This window comes from Bacillus pacificus (genome assembly GCF_020861345.1).
Lineage (GTDB): Bacteria > Bacillota > Bacilli > Bacillales > Bacillaceae_G > Bacillus_A > Bacillus_A pacificus.
Genome location: NZ_CP086328.1, coordinates 3,490,374 through 3,510,355, shown reverse-complemented (window position 1 = coordinate 3,510,355; position 19,982 = coordinate 3,490,374). Strand labels below are relative to the sequence as shown.

Annotated in this window: 22 protein-coding genes and 1 pseudogene; 22 read left to right on the top strand and 1 reads right to left on the bottom strand. The window is 34.7% G+C overall.

What is annotated here, in order from left to right; all coding sequences use genetic code 11:
- Positions 1-117 precede the first annotated feature (117 nt).
- The 22 genes from LMD38_RS18200 to LMD38_RS18095 all read left to right on the top strand — a co-directional run bounded on the left by LMD38_RS18200 (position 118) and on the right by LMD38_RS18095 (position 19,024).
- Positions 118-582, top strand: a complete 465-nt coding sequence (locus LMD38_RS18200; protein WP_000946323.1) for a YaaR family protein — start codon at positions 118-120, stop codon at positions 580-582.
- 16 nt (positions 583-598) lie between these two features.
- The gene (locus LMD38_RS18195) at positions 599-1,051 is read left to right on the top strand and encodes a hypothetical protein (RefSeq protein ID WP_000275906.1); all 453 of its coding nucleotides are present in this window, start codon (positions 599-601) and stop codon (positions 1,049-1,051) included.
- A 17-nt stretch (positions 1,052-1,068) separates the two neighbouring features.
- Complete coding sequence (flgK, locus tag LMD38_RS18190; protein WP_001239726.1) at positions 1,069-2,367, top strand: flagellar hook-associated protein FlgK; 1,299 nt, start codon at positions 1,069-1,071, stop codon at positions 2,365-2,367.
- A gap of 305 nt (positions 2,368-2,672) precedes the next feature.
- Complete coding sequence (locus tag LMD38_RS18185; RefSeq protein ID WP_228919869.1) at positions 2,673-3,536, top strand: flagellar hook-associated protein 3; 864 nt, start codon at positions 2,673-2,675, stop codon at positions 3,534-3,536.
- Positions 3,537-3,552: 16 nt separating this feature from the next.
- Positions 3,553-4,923: a flagellar hook-associated protein 2 gene (locus LMD38_RS18180; protein ID WP_228919867.1), complete on the top strand. Its 1,371-nt coding sequence runs from the start codon at positions 3,553-3,555 to the stop codon at positions 4,921-4,923.
- Between the two features lie 22 nt (positions 4,924-4,945).
- On the top strand, positions 4,946-5,314 hold the full coding sequence (locus LMD38_RS18175; RefSeq protein WP_001149522.1) for a flagellar export chaperone FliS: 369 nt from the start codon (positions 4,946-4,948) through the stop codon (positions 5,312-5,314).
- Positions 5,304-5,576 (top strand): hypothetical protein, encoded by a 273-nt coding sequence (locus LMD38_RS18170; RefSeq protein WP_001058066.1) that lies wholly within the window; start codon positions 5,304-5,306, stop codon positions 5,574-5,576. The genes LMD38_RS18175 and LMD38_RS18170 overlap by 11 nt, the downstream gene beginning before the upstream one ends.
- Before the next feature lie 378 nt (positions 5,577-5,954).
- A complete protein-coding gene (gene flgB, locus LMD38_RS18165) occupies positions 5,955-6,362 on the top strand; it encodes a flagellar basal body rod protein FlgB (RefSeq protein ID WP_016717066.1) in 408 nt (135 codons plus the stop codon).
- A 20-nt stretch (positions 6,363-6,382) separates the two neighbouring features.
- Positions 6,383-6,796, top strand: coding sequence for a flagellar basal body rod protein FlgC (gene flgC / locus LMD38_RS18160; protein WP_000484677.1), 414 nt, complete (start codon positions 6,383-6,385; stop codon positions 6,794-6,796).
- A 17-nt stretch (positions 6,797-6,813) separates the two neighbouring features.
- Positions 6,814-7,113 (top strand): flagellar hook-basal body complex protein FliE, encoded by a 300-nt coding sequence (fliE, locus tag LMD38_RS18155; RefSeq protein WP_000701665.1) that lies wholly within the window; start codon positions 6,814-6,816, stop codon positions 7,111-7,113.
- Positions 7,114-7,135: 22 nt separating this feature from the next.
- Positions 7,136-8,710 (top strand): flagellar basal-body MS-ring/collar protein FliF, encoded by a 1,575-nt coding sequence (gene fliF / locus LMD38_RS18150; RefSeq protein WP_208754948.1) that lies wholly within the window; start codon positions 7,136-7,138, stop codon positions 8,708-8,710.
- A 13-nt stretch (positions 8,711-8,723) separates the two neighbouring features.
- Positions 8,724-9,728, top strand: a complete 1,005-nt coding sequence (gene fliG / locus LMD38_RS18145; protein WP_000883350.1) for a flagellar motor switch protein FliG — start codon at positions 8,724-8,726, stop codon at positions 9,726-9,728.
- Positions 9,715-10,398 (top strand): FliH/SctL family protein, encoded by a 684-nt coding sequence (locus LMD38_RS18140; protein WP_000051719.1) that lies wholly within the window; start codon positions 9,715-9,717, stop codon positions 10,396-10,398. Before fliG ends, LMD38_RS18140 begins: the two co-directional genes overlap by 14 nt.
- Positions 10,395-11,699 carry a flagellar protein export ATPase FliI gene (locus LMD38_RS18135; protein ID WP_208754946.1) on the top strand — a complete coding sequence of 435 codons (1,305 nt, stop codon included), beginning with the start codon at positions 10,395-10,397 and terminating at the stop codon, positions 11,697-11,699. Before LMD38_RS18140 ends, LMD38_RS18135 begins: the two co-directional genes overlap by 4 nt.
- A gap of 117 nt (positions 11,700-11,816) precedes the next feature.
- Positions 11,817-12,227, top strand: a complete 411-nt coding sequence (locus LMD38_RS18130) for a hypothetical protein (protein WP_000360871.1) — start codon at positions 11,817-11,819, stop codon at positions 12,225-12,227.
- Between the two features lie 10 nt (positions 12,228-12,237).
- A complete protein-coding gene (locus LMD38_RS18125; protein ID WP_228919865.1) occupies positions 12,238-13,350 on the top strand; it encodes a flagellar hook-length control protein FliK in 1,113 nt (370 codons plus the stop codon).
- 3 nt (positions 13,351-13,353) lie between these two features.
- Positions 13,354-13,944, top strand: a complete 591-nt coding sequence (locus LMD38_RS18120) for a flagellar hook assembly protein FlgD (RefSeq protein ID WP_228919863.1) — start codon at positions 13,354-13,356, stop codon at positions 13,942-13,944.
- 16 nt (positions 13,945-13,960) lie between these two features.
- A complete protein-coding gene (locus LMD38_RS18115) occupies positions 13,961-15,181 on the top strand; it encodes a flagellar hook protein FlgE (RefSeq protein ID WP_073529953.1) in 1,221 nt (406 codons plus the stop codon).
- Between the two features lie 49 nt (positions 15,182-15,230).
- Positions 15,231-15,566, top strand: a complete 336-nt coding sequence (locus tag LMD38_RS18110; protein ID WP_016717073.1) for a DUF3964 family protein — start codon at positions 15,231-15,233, stop codon at positions 15,564-15,566.
- Between the two features lie 250 nt (positions 15,567-15,816).
- Entirely contained in the window at positions 15,817-16,302 is a 486-nt protein-coding gene (locus tag LMD38_RS18105) for a LysR family transcriptional regulator (protein ID WP_228919861.1), read from the top strand.
- A gap of 128 nt (positions 16,303-16,430) precedes the next feature.
- Positions 16,431-17,339, top strand: coding sequence for a chemotaxis protein (locus LMD38_RS18100; protein WP_000075952.1), 909 nt, complete (start codon positions 16,431-16,433; stop codon positions 17,337-17,339).
- Between the two features lie 737 nt (positions 17,340-18,076).
- Positions 18,077-19,024: a DNA-binding domain-containing protein gene (locus LMD38_RS18095; RefSeq protein ID WP_228920375.1), complete on the top strand. Its 948-nt coding sequence runs from the start codon at positions 18,077-18,079 to the stop codon at positions 19,022-19,024.
- A 92-nt stretch (positions 19,025-19,116) separates the two neighbouring features.
- Here LMD38_RS18095 and LMD38_RS18090 read toward each other — a convergent pair.
- Positions 19,117-19,918: pseudogene (locus LMD38_RS18090) on the bottom strand (flagellin N-terminal helical domain-containing protein).
- Between the last annotated feature and the right edge of the window lie 64 nt (positions 19,919-19,982).

Here is a 19,982-nt window from a genome sequence, read left to right as displayed (position 1 = left end):
GTAACATATCTTCTATAAAAAATAACTGCAAAATATTAGTGTTCAGAGTATAATTATAAATAACTAGATTTTACGATTAACTTTTGGAAGAAATAAAAAAATAAATAGGTGATATATATGCTGCGTTCAATCTCGCATAATCCAATCTTATCGCATATACCGCCTGCTACTCAAATGCCGAAAGAAGCAAATGTCAGGACTGGACTTGCATTTTCGGATAATTTGCATGCAGATCCGAAAAAAGATAAGTTGTTAGAACAAATGGAAGCGTTTGTTGATAATATTGGAGAAATTAAAGAAAAAATCGAAATGGAATTAACACTTGATAACGTAATGGAATACAAAAATACAGTAAAATCATTTTTGAATTTTTACGTTGATAATGTATTGCAATATAAAGATGTCATGTCTCGTCATCCGCGTTATGGCTATTCACAGAAAATGACGATTGTAAAACAGGCGGAAATGGGATTGAATGAGTTAGAAGATGTTATGAACTTAATTAATACAAAAACAGGACATTTAGAAATGTTAAATCAAATTGGAGAAATCCACGGTTTAATTGTAAATTTAGTCTTGTAAAAGGGAAGGAAGCTATATGTATATACAATTATATGAAAAGCTCGTTATTATTCAAAAAGCATATGAAAACATTCAAACGCTTGGAGAACAAATATATGAGAATTTAAAAAATAAAAATGTAAATGCAGTTCAAAAGTTACAAGTAGAGCAATTGCAGTACATTGAAGGTTTAAAACAATTATCGAGATCATTTGAAGAAATGGTTGTTCAGTTTTGTAAAGAACAGGGAGTGGAATCATTTCGCGTAAGTGCGTTATTTTCGTATTTTTCTCAAGAAGAAATTGAGAAAATGGAAAAAATACAAAAAAACTTAATTGGATTAGAAGAAAATGTAAAAATGCTTCTTTTGAAAAATCAATATTACTTAAACGTACTATTAAAAACTACAGAAAGTATTGTGGATTCAGTTTCTGAATATAACTTAGAACGAAACAATAATTCGCAAATCTTTATGAATGAACTATTGTAAAGGGGAAGTGAAGCATTATGAGATTATCTGATTACAATACCCCGTTATCGGGTATGTTAGCGGCCCAAATGGGATTACAAACGACGAGACAAAACTTATCAAACATTCATACACCTGGCTATGTGCGCCAAATGGTGAATTACGGATCTGTTGGAGCGAGCAATGGCCATACGCCAGAACAGAGAATTGGTTATGGTGTACAAACGTTAGGTGTTGATCGTATTACAGATGAAGTGAAGACGAAACAGTTTAACGACCAATTATCTCAGCTCTCTTACTATAATTATAAGAACTCGGTTTTATCACGAGTAGAGTCTATGGTAGGAACGACAGGCAAAAACTCACTATCTAGTTTAATGGATGGATTCTTTAATGCTTTTCGAGAAGTTGCAAAAAATCCAGATCAATCAAACTATTATGATACGCTAATTTCTGAAACTGGGAAGTTTACAAGTCAGGTAAATAAACTTGCGAAAAATTTAGATTCAGTAGAAGCGCAGACGACAGAAGATATTGAAGCGCATGTCAATGAATTTAATCGTCTTGCTGACAGTTTAGCAGAAGCGAATCAAAAAATTGGGCAAGCTGGTACACAAGTGCCAAATCAACTTTTAGACGAACGTGACCGTATCGTTACAGAAATGTCTAAGTATGCCAATATAGAAGTATCTTATGAATCTATGAATCCTAATATCGCAAGTGTTAGAATGAATGGCGTTTTAACAGTGAATGGACAAGATACATATCCATTGCAATTAAATAAAACGAAAGAACCTATGTCTGTTGAAATTTACGGTTCGGAAATTCCTTTAACTAGTGGGGCAATAAAATCTGCAATTGATACGAAAGGGCAGATTGCTAGTTATAAGAAAAATCTTGAAGAGTTAATGGGTTCAGTGAAAAATCAAGTAAATACAGTGATGGGAAAAGACTTCTTCGTTGGAGATTATGCGAAAGAGTTGAAATTAAATCCAGAATTTGCGAATGATTTTTCGAAAATGAAAATATCTGCTGAAACTGCAAATAAATTGGCAGGAATTACAGATGAAGATTATAAAGATGGTCTTTCATATAAAAAAGCATTAGACCAATTCATAGTGAAGGTAGCATCTGATAAAAGTGAAGTGAACGGTTATCAAAAAATTCATGGAGACTTATTAGAAGGTATTCAGCAAGAAAAGATGAGTATCGAAGGCGTGAATATGGAAGAAGAAATGGTTAATTTAATGGCCTTCCAAAAATACTTCGTTGCGAATTCTAAAGCTATTACTACAATGAATGAAGTGTTTGATAGTCTGTTTTCAATCATTAGATAATGAGAGGTAAAAACAAAACCCTTTTCTTTTATGTTTGAAGAGAGGGCCAGCAGAGTGTAGAAGCGGTCAGTGCCTAATAGAGGACCTATCGGTGTGAGACCAGAGATATGGAGCGGGTGCCAGATAAAGTAGAAGAGGAAACGACCTAGATTTGAGAATGGAACGCTTTGTAGCACCTTTTGTATAACGATGAATGAGAGGTGAAAGCGAAACCTTTTTCTTTTATGTTTGAAGAAAGAGCCAGCGGAGTATAGTTCCGGTTTCAGCTTCCAATCAATTTTCAATAGATAAAGGAGGAGATATAAATGAGAGTATCTACATTTCAAAATGCAAACTGGGCAAAGAACCAGTTAATGGATTTGAATGCCCAACAGCAATATCATCGAAATCAAGTAACTTCAGGGAAGAAAAATCTTCTTATGAGTGAAGATCCACTTGCAGCAAGTAAATCATTTGCAATTCAACATTCGTTGGCGAATATTGAACAAATGCAAAAGGATATAGCGGATTCAAAAAATGTGTTAAGTCAGACGGAAAATACATTGCAAGGTATTGTGAAGTCTTTAACGAGAGTGGATCAATTAACTTTACAAGCAGTAAATGGAACCAATAGTTCTAATGAATTAAAAGCAAGTGCGGCAGAAGTGGATCAACTTTTAAAGCAAGTAGTATATTTAGCAAATAAGCAAGAACAAGGAAGATATATTTTCGGAGGAGATAGCGCTTCTCACCCACCATTTGCAGAAGATGGTACATATCAAGGTGGAGAAAATGATGTGAATTGGAAATTAAATGATGGATATGAAGTAAAGATGTTTCGTAATGGTAAAGATTTATTAGAACCAACAATAAAAACATTAACAAAAATAAGAGATGCCATGCAAGATGGAGATCAAGATACCTTAAGATCTGTAATGGGAGAGAATAAAAAAAGTATAGATAATGTCTTAAATCGTACCACTGAAGTAGGATCAATATTAAATACGATGGATACATTTAAGACAATCTTAAGCGAACAAAACGTAGCTCTTCAGGAAAACAGAAAAGAAATAGAAGATGTAGATTTAGCAGTAGCTATTTCGGATTTAGCATATATAAACGCTACATATGAAGCGACGTTAAAAGCAATTAGTACAATGAGTAAAACTAGCATTTTAGACTATATGTAAAAAGGAGTGAATTCAGATGGGAACTTCAGTATCGAATTTAGGCGGTCGTCAACAGATATGGAATCTTGGTAATAATATAATTGACACTTCAAACCTAGTAAATTTAGAGTTACAAGCTTTAGAAATGAAAAAAACACCGTATAATAATCAAAAACAAACTTTAGCTACTGAAAGAAATATATATGCGAGTATGAAAAAAGAATTCGGTAGTTTTATGCAAGTATTCAAGGATATGTATGCGTTTAAAGGGAATGAGAAAAAAGCTGGAGTCTCTAAAGAGGGATTTATTAATGTTCAAGCTGATGCTACGGCAATTGCGGGAACATATACAATTAATGTTAACAAAGTAGCAGAAAGACATCAGATTACAACTAGGCTCATTGATAAATCAGATCCTGAGAATCCCAAAAATATTATTGATTTAGATTCTAAAATTGGAAAAGATGCTACATTTCTCATTAATGATAAAGAAGTTAAGCTTACTAAAGATATGACGTATAAGGATTTTGTTAATAAAATGAATAATGGAAATTATGGAGTGTCTGTATATTCATTAGGTGGACAATTATTCTTTACTTCAACAACTGCTGGTAAAAATGGAGAAATTAAATTAGTTGATGGAGAAGGAGGACTCTTAAAAGATATTGGATTGGTAACTTCAGAAGTAAAAGAGGGAAAAAATATAATTGCTAATCAAGTGACACCAGCCCAAAATGCTCAGTATACAATTAATGGTATAGCGGATAGTAGTTCATCTAATAAAATTGATACAATTCCAGGGCTAACTATTAATTTAGAAAAAGAAACGACTGAACCAATTAAAGTTACAATTGAAGATTCAAACATTAAAGAATCGATTAATATGATAAAGAAAATGAGAGATGAATACAATAAGGCTGTTTCGACGCTGGATTTGTTCGCTGGTGAAAACGGAGCTATGCAAGGTAACAATGTTGCATTTTCTATTAGTAATACTATGACAAGTGTATTTAGATATAAACAAGATGATAAATTTATGTTTTCATTTGGAATTGAAGTTGATAAGACAGGGAAGATGGTTCTTGATGAAGAGAAATTAACTAAGGCTTTTAAGGAGAGTCCAGAAACTGCAAAACAGTTTTTCTTTGGATTTAATGGGCTGGGGCATGAGATAGAAAAGAAATTAGATGGTATTTTAGGCGATGAAGGTGTAATTGGACAGAGGTCTAAAAGTATAGAAGGGCAGATAAAAGAATTAGATAAAAAAATTGATGCTATTGATAAGCTGAATAAACAAAAACAAGAGACCATTATTGATAAATATTCAAAATTAGAACAGCAGTTATCAATGCTAGATCAGCAACTGAAAACAATTAAAGCAATGACAAAACAAAAAAGTGATGATTAATGAAAGTTGAGGAAGTGATCGTATGCAAGCATGGCAACGTTATATGCAAAATGATATTATGACGAGTAATCCGATTAAAAATACAATTTTTATTTATGAAAGATGCATTGTAGAGTTTCGTAATTTAGAAGAGCTTTTACATACTTTTAAACTACAAGAGGGAGATGCGCTTCTTGAGAAGTTAGAACGTATTTTTGAAGAATTAAAGCTTCAATTAAACCCTGAGATTACGAAAGATTTATATGATAGTCTTTATGGTTTATATGATTGGATTAGTGTTCAAATTCAAACGATGAAAGTAACACGTGAAGCGAAAGATATTGATGCGATTGTGAAAGTGTTACAAGATTTAATAGACGGTTATCGCGGAGCGCTTGAAAATGAACAATGATATTTATCGAGCATTTGTCGGTTGTTTTAATGAAATCGGTGAATTGCAAGTGTCAGATGAAGAGTTTGCTGAGAAGAGCGCGATGTTAAATCGCTGGATGATGACATTGGATGAAGAAACGCGCGCACAAGTTGCGGCAGAAGTAAGTCCATTTATTATTAAGGCAGCGCAGCATATTCGAGATAAGCAAAAGATTTTGGAAGAAATGATTATGACAAATGATGGGCGAATGAAAGCAAATTCATTTTACGGTAAATATTAATTATAAAGTGTGGAAACGGATCCCCCTTATTAAAAGGGGATCCATTCCTTCATGTAAATGAAGAATTCCGCTGATTGAGGTTTCATTTTATGACTGTAAAAAATAGAAGTAATCTAAATAATGTAAAAATAATCTGCAGCTAGTCGTAAATATGTTGAAATATTATATAGATTACTACGCGTATACAGTTTTTTTGTATTCTTTTTTATATTTTTGTATTTTTCTAAAGACAACAATGTAAAAATGGAATAAAATATGTAAGGGTACATAATAGTTAATATTTTAATAAATACATATAAGAAATTAAATAATGAAGTGAAACTTCCATCAGTGGATTATTATGCCAAAATGATAAGTTAAAAAGGAAGGGTGTGGAGTATGCCAGATTTAGTGACTGATGTAAGCCATTATATGAATTATTTAGTGACGAAACGAAATACTGTTTCTAGTAATATTGCAAATGCGAATACACCTGGCTATAAAGCACAAGACGTTACATTTGCTGAGCAAATGAATAAAAGTAGTGCATTATATAAGAGTAATACTGCGGATTTAAAGACTAATGCAGATTTATATCAAACGAATGAAATGCACTTACCGACAGTAAATACGAAAAATACATATGCGAAGATTCAAACGAAGTCAATGCAAACGAATAAAGATGGAAATAGTGTGGATGTAACGACAGAAATGCTAGATTTAATGAAAACAAACCAATTGTATGGGATTTCAATTAACGCAATTAATACACAATATGCAATTAACCAAGCAGCTCGCGGACGTTAATAGTAGAAGGAGAGACAACGATGTTTCAGGCAATTAATGCAAGTGGATCAGGGCTAACAACAGCGAGAAAATGGATGGAAGTTACTTCAAATAATATTGTAAATGCCAATACAACGGCAGCTCCGGGGGCAGATTTGTATGAGCGCCGTAGTGTAGTGCTTGAATCAAATAATAGTTTTGCGAATATGTTAGACAGTGCACCGACTAACGGGGTGAAAATAAAAAGTATTGAGGCAGACAAAACTGAAAACTTAGTGTATGATCCGACGCATCCGCATGCAAATGAAGAAGGGTATGTACGGTATCCGAATGTTGATGTGACTGCTGAAATGACGAATGTAATGGTTGCTCAAAAAATGTACGAAGCAAATACAAGTGTATTAAATGCGAATAAAAAAATGCTGGATAAAGATTTAGAAATCGGCCGAGGATAAAGGGGGAATATGGGAAGATGAAAATCCAACCAATGTTACATACACAGCCATTTGGCGCGATTCAGTCAATTGGTGCACCGAAGAACACGCAAGCATCTGTAGTCGAGGGGAAGAAGTTTATCGATTTATTGGAAGATATGAATCAAACACAAAACAATGCGCAAACAGCTGTATATGATTTACTAACAAAAGGAGTAGGAGAAACACATGACGTTTTAATTCAGCAAAAGAAGGCTGAGTCTCAAATGAAAACGGCTGCTCTTGTACGTGATAATCTTATTGAAAATTATAAGTCACTAATTAATATGCAAATTTAGGAAAATGGACGGGTGTGTTTAAATGGAAAAGTTAAAAAATGTTTTCCAATCGTTAAAAACGTGGCATAAGTTAGTCATTGGTGCTGCGCTTTTAGCAATTGTAACAGGAGCACTTTTATACTTCACCTTGCCAGATAAATATGTTGTTGTATATCAAAATTTAAATGATGCAGACAAGCAAGAGATTACAGCAGAATTATCGAAGCTAGGTGTCGATTACCAATTAGCAGCCGATGGTTCGATTCGTGTGCAAAAGAATGATGCTCCATGGGTTCGAAAAGAAATGAATGGAATGGGATTACCGTTTAACTCAAAAAGCGGTGAGGAAATTTTATTAGAAAGCTCGCTCGGTTCAAGTGAGCAAGATAAAAAAATGAAGCAAATTGTCGGTACGAAAAAGCAATTAGAGCAAGACATTGTAAGAAATTTTGCGACAGTTGAAACGGCAAATGTTCAAATTACATTACCTGAAAAAGAGACAATTTTTGATGAAGAAAAAGCAAAAGGAACAGCTGCAATTACGGTTGGTGTAAAGCGTGGTCAACTATTAACGGCTGATCAAGTTGCGGGTATACAGCAAATGATCAGTGCAGCAGTTCCTGGTGTAAAAGCAGAAGAAGTAAGTGTGATTGATAGTAAAAAAGGTGTTATCTCAAAAGGGGCAGATGAAGCACATGCTACTAGTTCCTCTTCTTATGAGAAAGAAGTAGAGATGCAGCACCAAATTGAAGGTAAATTAAAGCAAGATATCGATGCAACATTAATGACGATGTTTAAACCAAATGAATATAAAGTGAATACGAAAGTATCTGTAAACTACGATGAAGTTACACGTCAGTCTGAAAAATATGGTGATAAAGGTGTACTTCGTAGTAAACAAGAGCAAGAGGAAAGCTCTACTGCGCAAGAAGGTGCAGATACGAAGCAAGGCGCTGGTATTACAGCGAACGGCGAAGTACCAAATTACGGTACGAACAATAATCAAAATGGCAAAATTGTCTACGATAATAAAAATGGTAACAAAATCGAAAACTATGAAATAGATAAAACAGTTGAAACGATTAAGAAACACCCAGAGTTAACGAAAACAAATGTTGTTGTATGGGTAGATAATGATACGTTAGTAAAACGAAGAATTGATATGACAACTTTCAAAGAAGCAATCGGCACAGCTGCTGGGCTTCAAGCTGACCCGAATGGAAACTTTACAAATGGTCAAGTTAACGTTGTAACTGTTCAGTTTGATCAGCCGAAAGAAGAGAAGAAGAAAGAGCCAGAAGAAAGTGGTATAAACTGGTGGTTATTCGGTGGTATTACAGGTGGCTTATTAGCGCTCTTTGGTCTAATATGGTTCTTCTTAGCTAGACGTAAGAGAAAGAAAGAAGAAGAGGAATATGAAGAATACTTAGCAGAAGATGAAGTTGCTGCAAGTAGTGAAAGTATTATGGAAATTCCTGAAGAGAAAATAGTACCAGAGCCAAAACCTGAGCCAGAACAACCGAAAGAACCGACGTTAGATGAACAAGTGCAGGATGCTACGAAAGAACATGTAGAAGGTACTGCAAAAGTAATTAAAAAATGGTTAAACGGACAGTAAGGGAGGAACAACGATGTTAGATGAAATCTCCTCCAAAGAAAAAGCTGCCATCCTCATTCGTACATTAGATGAAGAGGTGGCAGCGAAAGTCATTGAATATATGACGGCTGAGGAAAAAGAAGTGTTGCTTCGTGAAATCGCGAAGTTTCGTGTATATAAACCAGAAACGTTAGAAAATGTACTAGGGGAGTTCTTATATGAACTAAATGTAAAAGAATTGAATTTAGTCACTCCAGATAAAGAGTACATTCGTCGCATATTTAAAAATATGCCAGAAGACGAGCTTGAAAAATTATTGGAAGACCTTTGGTATAACAAAGATAATCCATTTGAATTTTTAAATTCACTGACAGATTTAGAGCCACTTCTTACAGTGCTGAATGATGAATCACCACAAACAATTGCAATTATCGCTTCTTACATTAAACCGCAACTTGCTTCTCAATTAATTGAGAGATTGCCAGATCATAAGCGAGTAGAAACGGTAATGGGGATTGCGAAACTAGAACAAGTTGATGGTGAACTCATTAATCAAATTGGTGAGCTATTAAAAGCAAAATTAAATAATATGGCATTTAGTGCAATCAATAAAACAGATGGCTTAAAAACAATTGTGAACATTTTAAATAACGTTTCACGAGGCGTTGAAAAAACAGTCTTTCAAAAGCTGGATGAAGTTGATTATGAGTTATCTGAGAGAATTAAAGAAAATATGTTTGTCTTTGAAGACTTACTTGGTCTTGAAGATCTTGCGCTTCGCCGTGTGTTAGAGGAAATTACAGATAACGGTGTCATTGCAAAAGCGCTTAAAATTGCAAAAGAAGAAATTAAAGAGAAATTATTTACATGTATGTCTTCAAACCGTAAAGAGATGATTCTGGAAGAATTAGATGGCTTAGGACCACTTAAGATGACAGATGCTGAGAAAGCGCAGCAAATGATTACAGGTACGGTGAAAAAGCTAGAGAAAGAAGGAAGAATTATCGTTCAAAGAGGTGAAGATGATGTCCTTATTTAAAAACAGAATTCCGAAGAATTCTGTTTCTTTTTCTGAAGAAACGTATGAATTACAATTTCCAAAACCAATACCAGTTCACGTAGAAGAAATACAAGTAGATCATGAAGAACTTCTTGCGCAGCAACAATCGTTACATGTTGAACTAAATCAGTTAAGGCAAGAGCAGCAAATATTAGAGCGAGAGCGTCAGCAGCTATTACATGATCAAGAACAATTTCAAATGCACGTTCAGCAGCAGATGAAAGAAATAGAATCGGCACGTCAGCAGTTTCAAAAAGAGCAACAAGAAACTGCATACGAATGGACAGAATTATTATGGGATCAATCTTTCCAACTAGCAGAAAAAATTGTGAATCAAGCAGTAGATACTAGATTGCTTGATGTGTTACCTATTTTAACTGGCATCGTTCAAACGTTACCTACTTCGTTTGAAAAACTAGTTATTACCGTACATCCAGAAACGTTTGAACGTATTCAAGAAGAGAAGGAAAATACGAAAGAATATTGGTTGCTACAATTAGTAGAATGGAAATATGATTTCTCCTTACAGTTCGGTGAATTTGTTCTAGAAGAGGAGAAAGAGTTCTTTGAATTTAAGTTTGCACCTATATTTGCGAAACTTCGCCAGAAATGGGAAGAAGAGAAGTTATTTGAGGAGCAAAATGTATGAATCGACTATTAATGAATGAAAACCAAAAATGGAATACATTTATTGAAACACCGTTTTATACGAAAGTCGGTAAAGTTCATAGTGTGCAAGAGCAGTTTTTCATAGCGAAGGGACCGAAGGCGAAAATCGGTGATGTTTGTCTCGTTGGAGAACATAACGTCTTATGTGAAGTAATTGCAATTGAAAAAGAGAACAATATGTTACTCCCGTTTGAACAGACAGAAAAAGTATGTTACGGAGATTCCGTTACATTAATTGCAGAAGATGTTGTTATACCTCGTGGTAATCATTTACTCGGAAAAGTGTTAAGTGCAAATGGCGCAGTGTTAAATGAGAACGCTGAAAACATTCCGCTGCAAAAAATAAAACTAGATGCTCCGCCTATTCATGCGTTTGAACGTGAAGAGATTACTGACGTATTTGAAACGGGAATTAAATCCATTGATTCTATGCTAACAATTGGTATCGGTCAAAAAATTGGTATTTTCGCTGGATCTGGTGTTGGGAAATCTACTTTACTCGGCATGATTGCGAAAAATGCAAAAGCGGATATAAACGTTATTAGTTTAGTAGGAGAACGTGGCCGAGAAGTAAAAGACTTTATTCGAAAAGAATTAGGCGAGGAAGGTATGAGGAAAAGCGTCGTTGTCGTAGCGACGTCAGATGAAAGTCACCTTATGCAACTTCGCGCTGCTAAGCTTGCGACATCTATTGCGGAATACTTCCGAGACGAAGGCAATAACGTACTACTTATGATGGACTCTGTTACTCGTTTTGCAGATGCGCGTAGAAGTGTTGATATTGCTGTTAAAGAGTTACCGATTGGTGGTAAAACACTTTTAATGGAAAGTTATATGAAGAAGCTGTTAGAGCGATCTGGGAAAACACAAAAGGGGTCTATAACAGGTATTTACACTGTACTCGTTGATGGAGACGATTTAAATGGTCCTGTACCAGATTTAGCACGTGGTATTTTAGATGGACATATTGTATTAAAACGTGAACTTGCAACGCTCAGTCATTATCCTGCTATTTCCGTGCTAGACTCAGTAAGTAGGATTATGGAAGAAATCGTTTCACCAAATCATTGGCAACTTGCAAATGAAATGAGAAAAATTTTATCTATTTATAAAGAAAATGAATTGTATTTTAAATTAGGAACGATTCAGGAAAATGCAGAAAATGCTTATATTTTTGAATGTAAAAATAAAGTAGAAGGTATAAATACATTTTTAAAACAAGGTCGATCAGATCGTTTCCAATTTGCTGATATTGTTGAAGCAATGCACCATATAGTATAAGACCTTGCGCCATGCAGGTCTTATTTTTTTGTTTTTTAATATTTCACAGATTTTTTTGGAAAAAAACTATATAATAGAAAAAGAGAGCGTTATAATAGGAAGGGGCTATAAAAACAGGTGGATAAGCAGCAGTACGATACGATAAAATTGCAAATAAATCAAGAAAAAGAACAGATTTTGAAAGAAGTGTATGAATTAACAGCTGAAAAAAGAAAAATAGAACAAAAAAAAGAATATGATTTATATGTTGTAAAATCGCGTAGTAAAGTCGTACAAACTGGACAGCGTATTATGGCTGGCATGCTTTCGTCACATACGTTTTCACCTGAAAGAATAGAAGAATGGAATCGGAAAATTAAAAAAACGGAAGATTTTATTCAAAAAAATGAAAGCCTTTTAGAACAAGTAAAAGAAAAAGAACGTGTCATTGATGAGATGTATCAAGAAGATTGTAGAAAGCTTGCGAAAATACGAGAAAAGCAGGAAGAAAAAATGCTTCTTGATTTAAAAATGTGTATGAATGGATGAGGTGAATGTAGTGATACAGTCTGTATTACCGGTGCAACAAAGTTTACCTCCGCAAAAAGAAAAAGGGCTAGAAGTACAATCTAAAAGTGAAGATTCTTCATTCGATCATGCGATGAGAATGGAAAACAAAAAGCAGCCGAAAACGGAGAAAACAAAGCGAGAAGATGCACCAGAAGATAGAAAAGAAAACATTCTTTCTAAAAAACCGGAAACGAAAGAAGAGCCAAGTGTAAAGAAAGAAGAAAAAAAAGAGACAGAACAGTTATTGTTAGCTGTATCTGAGCAAATGGTTGCAATTGAGCAATTACGCGTGCAGCCAGAATTGTTATATCAATACATACAAAAAATACAAGAGCTATATAAAGAATATGGAAATATAAAACTTAACGAATTACCCGCAGGTGAATTACAACAATTACAAGAACTTCTTTCCAATATGAATATCAAAAATGCTATATGTTTAGAAGATACAATGCAAATGGTATTAGACAAAGTGAAGATGCCAGAGCAAATGATGCAAGTATTGAAAGTGGTAGAAACAGAAACTTGTAATATTGCAAAGAAACAAGAAGAGTCTAAAGACTTAGATGGAGATCTTCCGAAAGCTGAGAGTGAAGATATCAAGGTAGAGTTGCCAGAAGGTGATGTATTCAACGATTCGAATTCTGCCGGTGCGGAGTTATTAAATAAAGCGACGAGTACTGATCAAATAGGAAAATCCAATAGTGGCGCTGAGAAAGTTTCATTGCCTGACTTAGGAAAGAAAATGGAAGCACAAGTAGAAGCCTTGCAAAAGTTTGTAGTGAAACAAGAACGTGTGTTATTTCAGTTAAATCCAGAAAAACTCGGTACATTAACAGTGTTTATGAAAAAACATGGAGATCAAATTGATGTTCACGTAGAAATGGAAAAACACGATGCGAAAAAACGTGTGGAAATCATTTTTGATGAATTGAGATTGAAGTTAAAAGAAAAAGAAATCAACATTCAAATTAGCTATGCAGATAAAGATGAAAATCGTAAAGAGCAGCGAGAACAAGAGCAAAGACAAAAGCAGCAATTAGCAAGTACGAAACGTGAGAAACAAGAATCAAAAGAATTTGCGGGATTATTGGAGGAATAAAGCGTGCCAACAGTTGGATTAAATACAACGAGTACAAACCATATTCCATTACAAGCAGGAGTACAGAATAGGAACGCATCTGTTAACGGTGCACAACCGGCAGTAGGGCAAATGAATGGAGTATCAGCAGGAGAACAAAAGACTCCTGGTGTAATGGGGAAAGATGATTTTCTAAAATTGTTTTTAGCGAGCTTTCAACATCAAGATCCATTTAATGCGATGGATATGAATCAAATGATGAATCAGACAGCACAATTATCTCTTATGGAACAAGTACAGAATATGACGAAAGCGGTAGATAAACTGCAATCAACAATGTATTCAACAGCGCTTGATGGTGGAATGAAGTTTTTAGGGAAATACGTAAGAGGTGTTGACGGTGATGGGAAAAAAGTGACTGGTCAAGTAGAGACTGTTCGCCTCGCAGAAAATAATGAGGTACAGCTCGTTATTGATAATAAAGTTGTATCTCTTCGTTTCGTTGAGAGAGTATCTGATAAACCAATTGGAGAAACGAATCCAGAAGATGCAAAGAAAGACGAGCAAAAAGGTACTGAAGAAGTAACGGAAGAAGTCAAAACTATAAATTCATAAGGAGTGTCCATACGTTATGATTAAAGCGTTATATACAAGTATTACAGGAATGAATGCAACACAAAATGCATTAAGTGTAACTTCAAATAATATCGCCAATGCACAAACAGTAGGTTATAAAAAACAAAAAGCAATGTTCGATGATTTACTATATAATAACTCAATTGGTGCAAAAGGTGATGGTAATTACGCAGGAACGAATCCGAAAAGTATCGGTAACGGTGTGAAAATGAGTGGTACAGTTACAGATTATAGTGATGGTACCATTACGCTAACTGGTGGGAAAACACAAGCAGCAATGGAAGGTAATGGTTTCTTCGTTGTAGGTGATTCAAAAGGTGGGAATATGGAATTTACTCGAAAAGGTACATTCGGGATATCTTCAGATTACTATATTACGAATACAGAAGGCCAATACGTATTTGCATACCCTGCAAATGAAGCAACTGGTGAAGTTGATTTATCTGGTATTCCAGGACCGTTACAAATTCCAATGGGAACTGCAATTGGTGGTATTCGAACATCAAAAGGAGTAGTTGGAGGGAATATTCCAGCTGATGCAAAAGCAATATCACAAGAGATACCTATATATGATAATGCTGGTAACACTTGGACGATGCGTGTGGAGTTTACACAAACGAGTGAACATAATTATTCATATAAAGTACAGATGCGCAATGATTCGAAAAAAGAAGAGTTTAAGGATGTTCAAGGTGCAGGTGGTAATGTGACATTTGATGCTGTTGGAAATCCAAGTCCGAAAGAGCAAGCAGCTAATATTCCATTTAATGGCGGCAATGTAAAACTAGACTTAAGTAATTTAACGAATCATCCGACAGATAAAACATTATCAGTAACAGGCGTAGATGGTAGAGCAGCGGCGACTGTTAAAGATTGCTTCATTGCTGATGGTGGATATGTGATGGTAAAATATTCTGATGGAAGTATGAAAGCTGCTGGTCAATTAGCTGTTGCGATGTTCCCGAACGAAGGCGGACTCATGAAAACAGGTAACGGTAACTATACAGCGACGAATACAACTGGTATTTTAGCACTTGGTGCATCTGGTCAAAACGGTGCAGGTAAAATACGTGGTGCTGCACAAGAAGGTGCAAACGTAGATTTATCTGTAGAATTCGTTGACTTAATGCTATACCAACGTGGATTCCAAGGAAATGCGAAAGTAATTAAAATTTCAGATGAAGTATTAAACGAAGTTGTAAACTTAATTCGATAATATATAATAAAGAAAAATTGTAATGTAGTAGAAGGGGTTTTTTATTCGTATGACAAGACAAGAACGAATTTTACAATTGCCTTTTTTCGAAAATAAACGTGACCTTGCTGAGCAAGTGTTAAAAATGGAACGAGAAGAGCATGTATATTTACCAGATCAATTTGAAATTAAGCAAGTGCCTCCCTATTCATTTGGTGAAAAACAAGCAATCATTGGCCGTATTCACGAATTTTATTTCGTAAGTATTGGTAGTGAGGGCGAGTGGAAGTATCAACTGTTTAAAGATGAAATGAAGTGCCGTGAGTTTTTTGTTACGTTGCCAGATATCGCGGATCAGCAGATAGCATTCTGGTTCAATAACATCGAGTTACTGAAAAGATCTTAAAAAAGATTTTAAAAGCTCTTAAAAGCTCTTTTTTAGGTTTTGAGAGAGGGTCGAGCCGTATGTGGTAGCGGTTGGGGCTTATGTGGTGCTCGACCGTTGTTTGAAGACCAGAGATATGTAGAGTTACTAGGGTAGTTTAAATAGATTTAAGTGAAGTGTAGTATGAATAATGCTCGTGGTCTTAACGTGTTTGATGGACTAATAAGTTTATTTGTGGCGATAGATTTCTATAAAAGGAGAGGTGAGGAGGATGGCGCAGAATAAGTATCGCGTTACATTCATTTCGCCGAGTGAGGTTGAGCAGCGGACTGTAATGTCAGCGAGTAGTTTGCCAGATTTAATTCGTAAAGTAGAGAGTATTATTGCAGATCCTAACGGTTATTTTGTAAATGATAAAAAAAATAATTGCTATTTTAAAGTGATTAAAGAAAATGTTACATTCATTCAATATGAGTTGCTATTTTCAGATAAAGAGATTCATATTGAAAAATTAAAACATATAGCACCGGCAGTATTAAAGCGATTATTTGAAAAAATAAATGATCCGGAACTATATGCACTTGCGCTACTGGATGTTGATATAGCAACGAAAGAATATGTGCTAGAAGTAATGAATGCAGAGTTAAGAATAAGAGTAGAAACAGAGCTTTCGAAAAAATGGGAAGCGATGCCGACAGAAATTGTAGGAGCGCAAGAAGTGCTATTAGAAGCACTTGCTTCGTTTATACAAGAGTAATTGTCTTTTCAAATAAAGAAATGAATCGTTCGACTATCTATATTTTTTATATAGGTAGTTGACTTTTTCGTTTTAATAAAGCTTAATAATTAGATATACGGAAATAATGAAAGGGGAGCGACACCTTTATGTCACAAGCACAAAGTATTTTATTAGAAAGCGGAACAAATGAATTAGAGATTGTTACATATACTGTTGGTGAAAACCTATTTAGTATTAACGTAATGAAAGTACGTGAAATCATTAATCCATTCCCTGTTACAACTGTGCCAGAATCTCATCATGCAGTTGAAGGTGTTGTTCAAGTACGCGGTGAAATTTTACCAGTTATTAACTTAGCGACAGCTCTTAATTTAAAATCAACAAAGCCACTTGATCAAACGAAATTTATCATTTCAGAATTAAACCAAATGAAAGTGATTTTCCGCGTTGATGAAGTGCATCGTATTCAACGTATTTCTTGGGAGCAAATTGATGAACCAGCTTCATTATCTATGGGACTAGAAGAAACGACATCTGGTATTGTAAAACTAGATGGAAAAATCATCTTACTATTAGATTACGAGAAAATCGTATGTGAAATTAGCGGTACTGGTTATGATAATAAATCACTTTCAAAATTAGAACAAAAAACAGATCGCGGTGAAAAAATTATTTATATTGCGGAAGATTCAGCAATGCTTCGTCAAATATTAGAAGAAACATTATCATCAGCTGGATATACGAAAATGAACTTCTTCAGCAATGGTGCAGAAGCGTTAGCGCAAATTGAAAAGCTAGCGAAAGAGCAAGGAGAAAAAATGTTTGAACATATTCACATGTTAATTACGGATATTGAAATGCCGAAAATGGATGGACACCATTTAACGAAAGTAATTAAAGATAGTGAAATCATGAATCGTTTACCAGTCGTTATTTTCTCTTCCTTAATTACAAATGAATTATTCCATAAAGGCGAAGCGGTAGGAGCAAATGCGCAAGTAAGTAAGCCAGATATTCAAGAGTTAATCGGCTTAGTAGATAAGTTAGTACTGTAAAAGAGATTTAAAAGCTTTTTTTAGCTGGAATAGAAGCTCTAGCCATGCGTGGTGGCGGTCAGTGCCTATTAGAGTCCCATGCCATGTTCAGAACAGAGATGTCGAGCAGGCTTTAGGGGGAATGGAAGAAGTGGATCGCCGAGAGCTTTTTAGAAGAACTGGTGAACAATTTTCTACTTTTTTCTGGAATAGGAAACTAGCCGCGTGTGATAGCGGTCAGTGCTTAGTAGGGCCCCATACGATGTGAGATTTCAATTGAAGTTTTGTAGATGTTATTTATAACTCTATTCTTTTAGTGGAGAGAAGGGAACTAACCGTGTGTAGTATTGGTTAGTTCCTTTTTACTGTTCTATATTCTGTATAGGTGGAAAGATGGAGCGTTTTTGGAGTGTTTGTGGTTGTATGTATGAACAATCTTTATTTAAAGATTTTTGATTTAAAAATATAAAAATGTATCTTTGGATTTTTTTAGTAATTTTTCGTGATAACGCAAATTTTTTCGGTGAAATTACATTCTAAATACCATATAATATAATTAAAAGTGATTCATATGCAATTATGCATATAAATGAAAAAATCTTTTTCTATTTCTATACTTTCTATACATTTTTGTATGTTTATTATTTGACAGACAATTTCGAAATGTTATAATATGGATATGTAAAAATTGCTATTTTCTGAAAAGACATGGGAGTCAGATGAGAATTGTGAAAGGATGAGGGGGAGTGGCACAGATTATGTATCACCACACAGCAATCAATGTATTAAGTCTCTTACAAAACATGTCAAATAATAAAATGAACGATATGCAACTAGAAGCGGAATTAAAAAAAATAGAAAAACAATTCCAAGTAAAATATGAAGAACTAGTTGATTTACATAATAGAATGGTATTATTTCAAATAGATGTAGAAAAACATGGCGGGATGCGAGCATATGAAAAATCAACGATCACATGGCTCAAGTCTGAACTAGAGTTACTGTATGAAGTGTATCAATTTTGCCAACGTCACGGTTTAAACATTATTAACATTTCAAAATATGTTAGTAAAAATGAACTAAATCTTTTCCCGAAAACAGAAAGTCAATTACAAAATACGTATTACAAATTAAAAAAACGTGAAATACCGTTTGAAAATATTGAAAAACAAAAACCTGGACGCAAGCGCAAATATATACCTGTAAAAGAAGCAAATGTTGCAACGAAAAAAGAAAACAACCAAGTATTAAAAGAGGAAGTACAGCATAAAGAGAGTGAAAAAAGCCTCGTAACAGTTATATCTGGTATCGTTGATAACTTTGAGACAATTAGTCAACATAGTGAAAGAAAAGAAGATGAACTGCATCAGTTTATGGAAGGGATTTATAAGCTTTCTAACATGGCTGCAGGGCATTTCAAAGAAGAGTCGAATAGAAGTAGTCTGGAGAGTGAATTGCAAGCGTTAAAATTAGAAAATGAAAGGTTAAAACGAGAAAAAGAAGAGCTTGTACAAGATGTGAAAGATATGACGCAACATTTAATTAGTTTTATTAAAAGTTCGGATGTCAATCAAATTCGTAAATTACCAACCTTCGTACAAGAATGCAAAATAGAATTAAATAAGCTAGGTTTATATAACGCACAAGACGGAAAGATGAAAATAAGAATCGACCGTAGAGGACAAGTTATGACGGTAGCACCATAGAAGTATTGGGTACAAAATAAAAGGGAAATACATAGTGTATATGTATTTCCCTTTTATTTTGTATGGAATCGTTTCAAAGAGTAGAATGACAATTATGATTGCAGTAATTTAGAAACCATTTGCGGAATTTGATTTGCTTGTGAAACCATACTAAGTGCAACTTCAGTTAACAATTTAAACTTTAAAAAATTACTCATCTCTTGCGCCATATCTGCATCTTCAATTCGAGAAGCAGCATCTGTTAACGCTGTACTTTGGCTATTTAAATTTTCGATATTAAATTGCAGTCGGTTGATCATAGCCCCGAGGTCAGCACGGTGAAGTGATACATTTTGTAAAGCTTCTTCAATTTTACGAATCGCCACTCTTGCTTCTTGTTCTGTTGAAATGTTGATGTCATGTTGTGTAGGGGAAGGGGAGATATGTTTCGTTACATTTACTGTATGACCAAATACTATCTAACGCAACAGTCCGGTTTTGACCGTCGAAAACGGATAAATCATTAAACTCAGTCGTCTCATCAATATAGCCAATTTGCTCTGTTAAAGATTGAAACTCATTATTTAGTGAATCACGGTTTTTATTTAAATTTGTACCATTTGCAGATTGAACAGCTAAATCACGCATACGCTGTAAAACATTCGTCACAGTTTGAAGTGCCGCTTCCGCTGTACGTAGCATCGATATCGCATCCTCATTATTTCGAATCGCCACGCGCATACCACTCGCTCTCGCATGCATACGAGTTACAATCGCAACATTTGCTGGATTATCAGAAGCATGATTCAACTTCTTACCAGTCGCCAAATGTTCCATCGCAACATTCATATGCTTCTCATTCTCATACAACGACTGCTTAGCATTCATACTTAGAACATTCGTACCAATACGCATAATAGACACTCCTTATAGATTGATATAGTTAGTGTTCCAAAGCCAATAAAAGGTCATGTAAAGA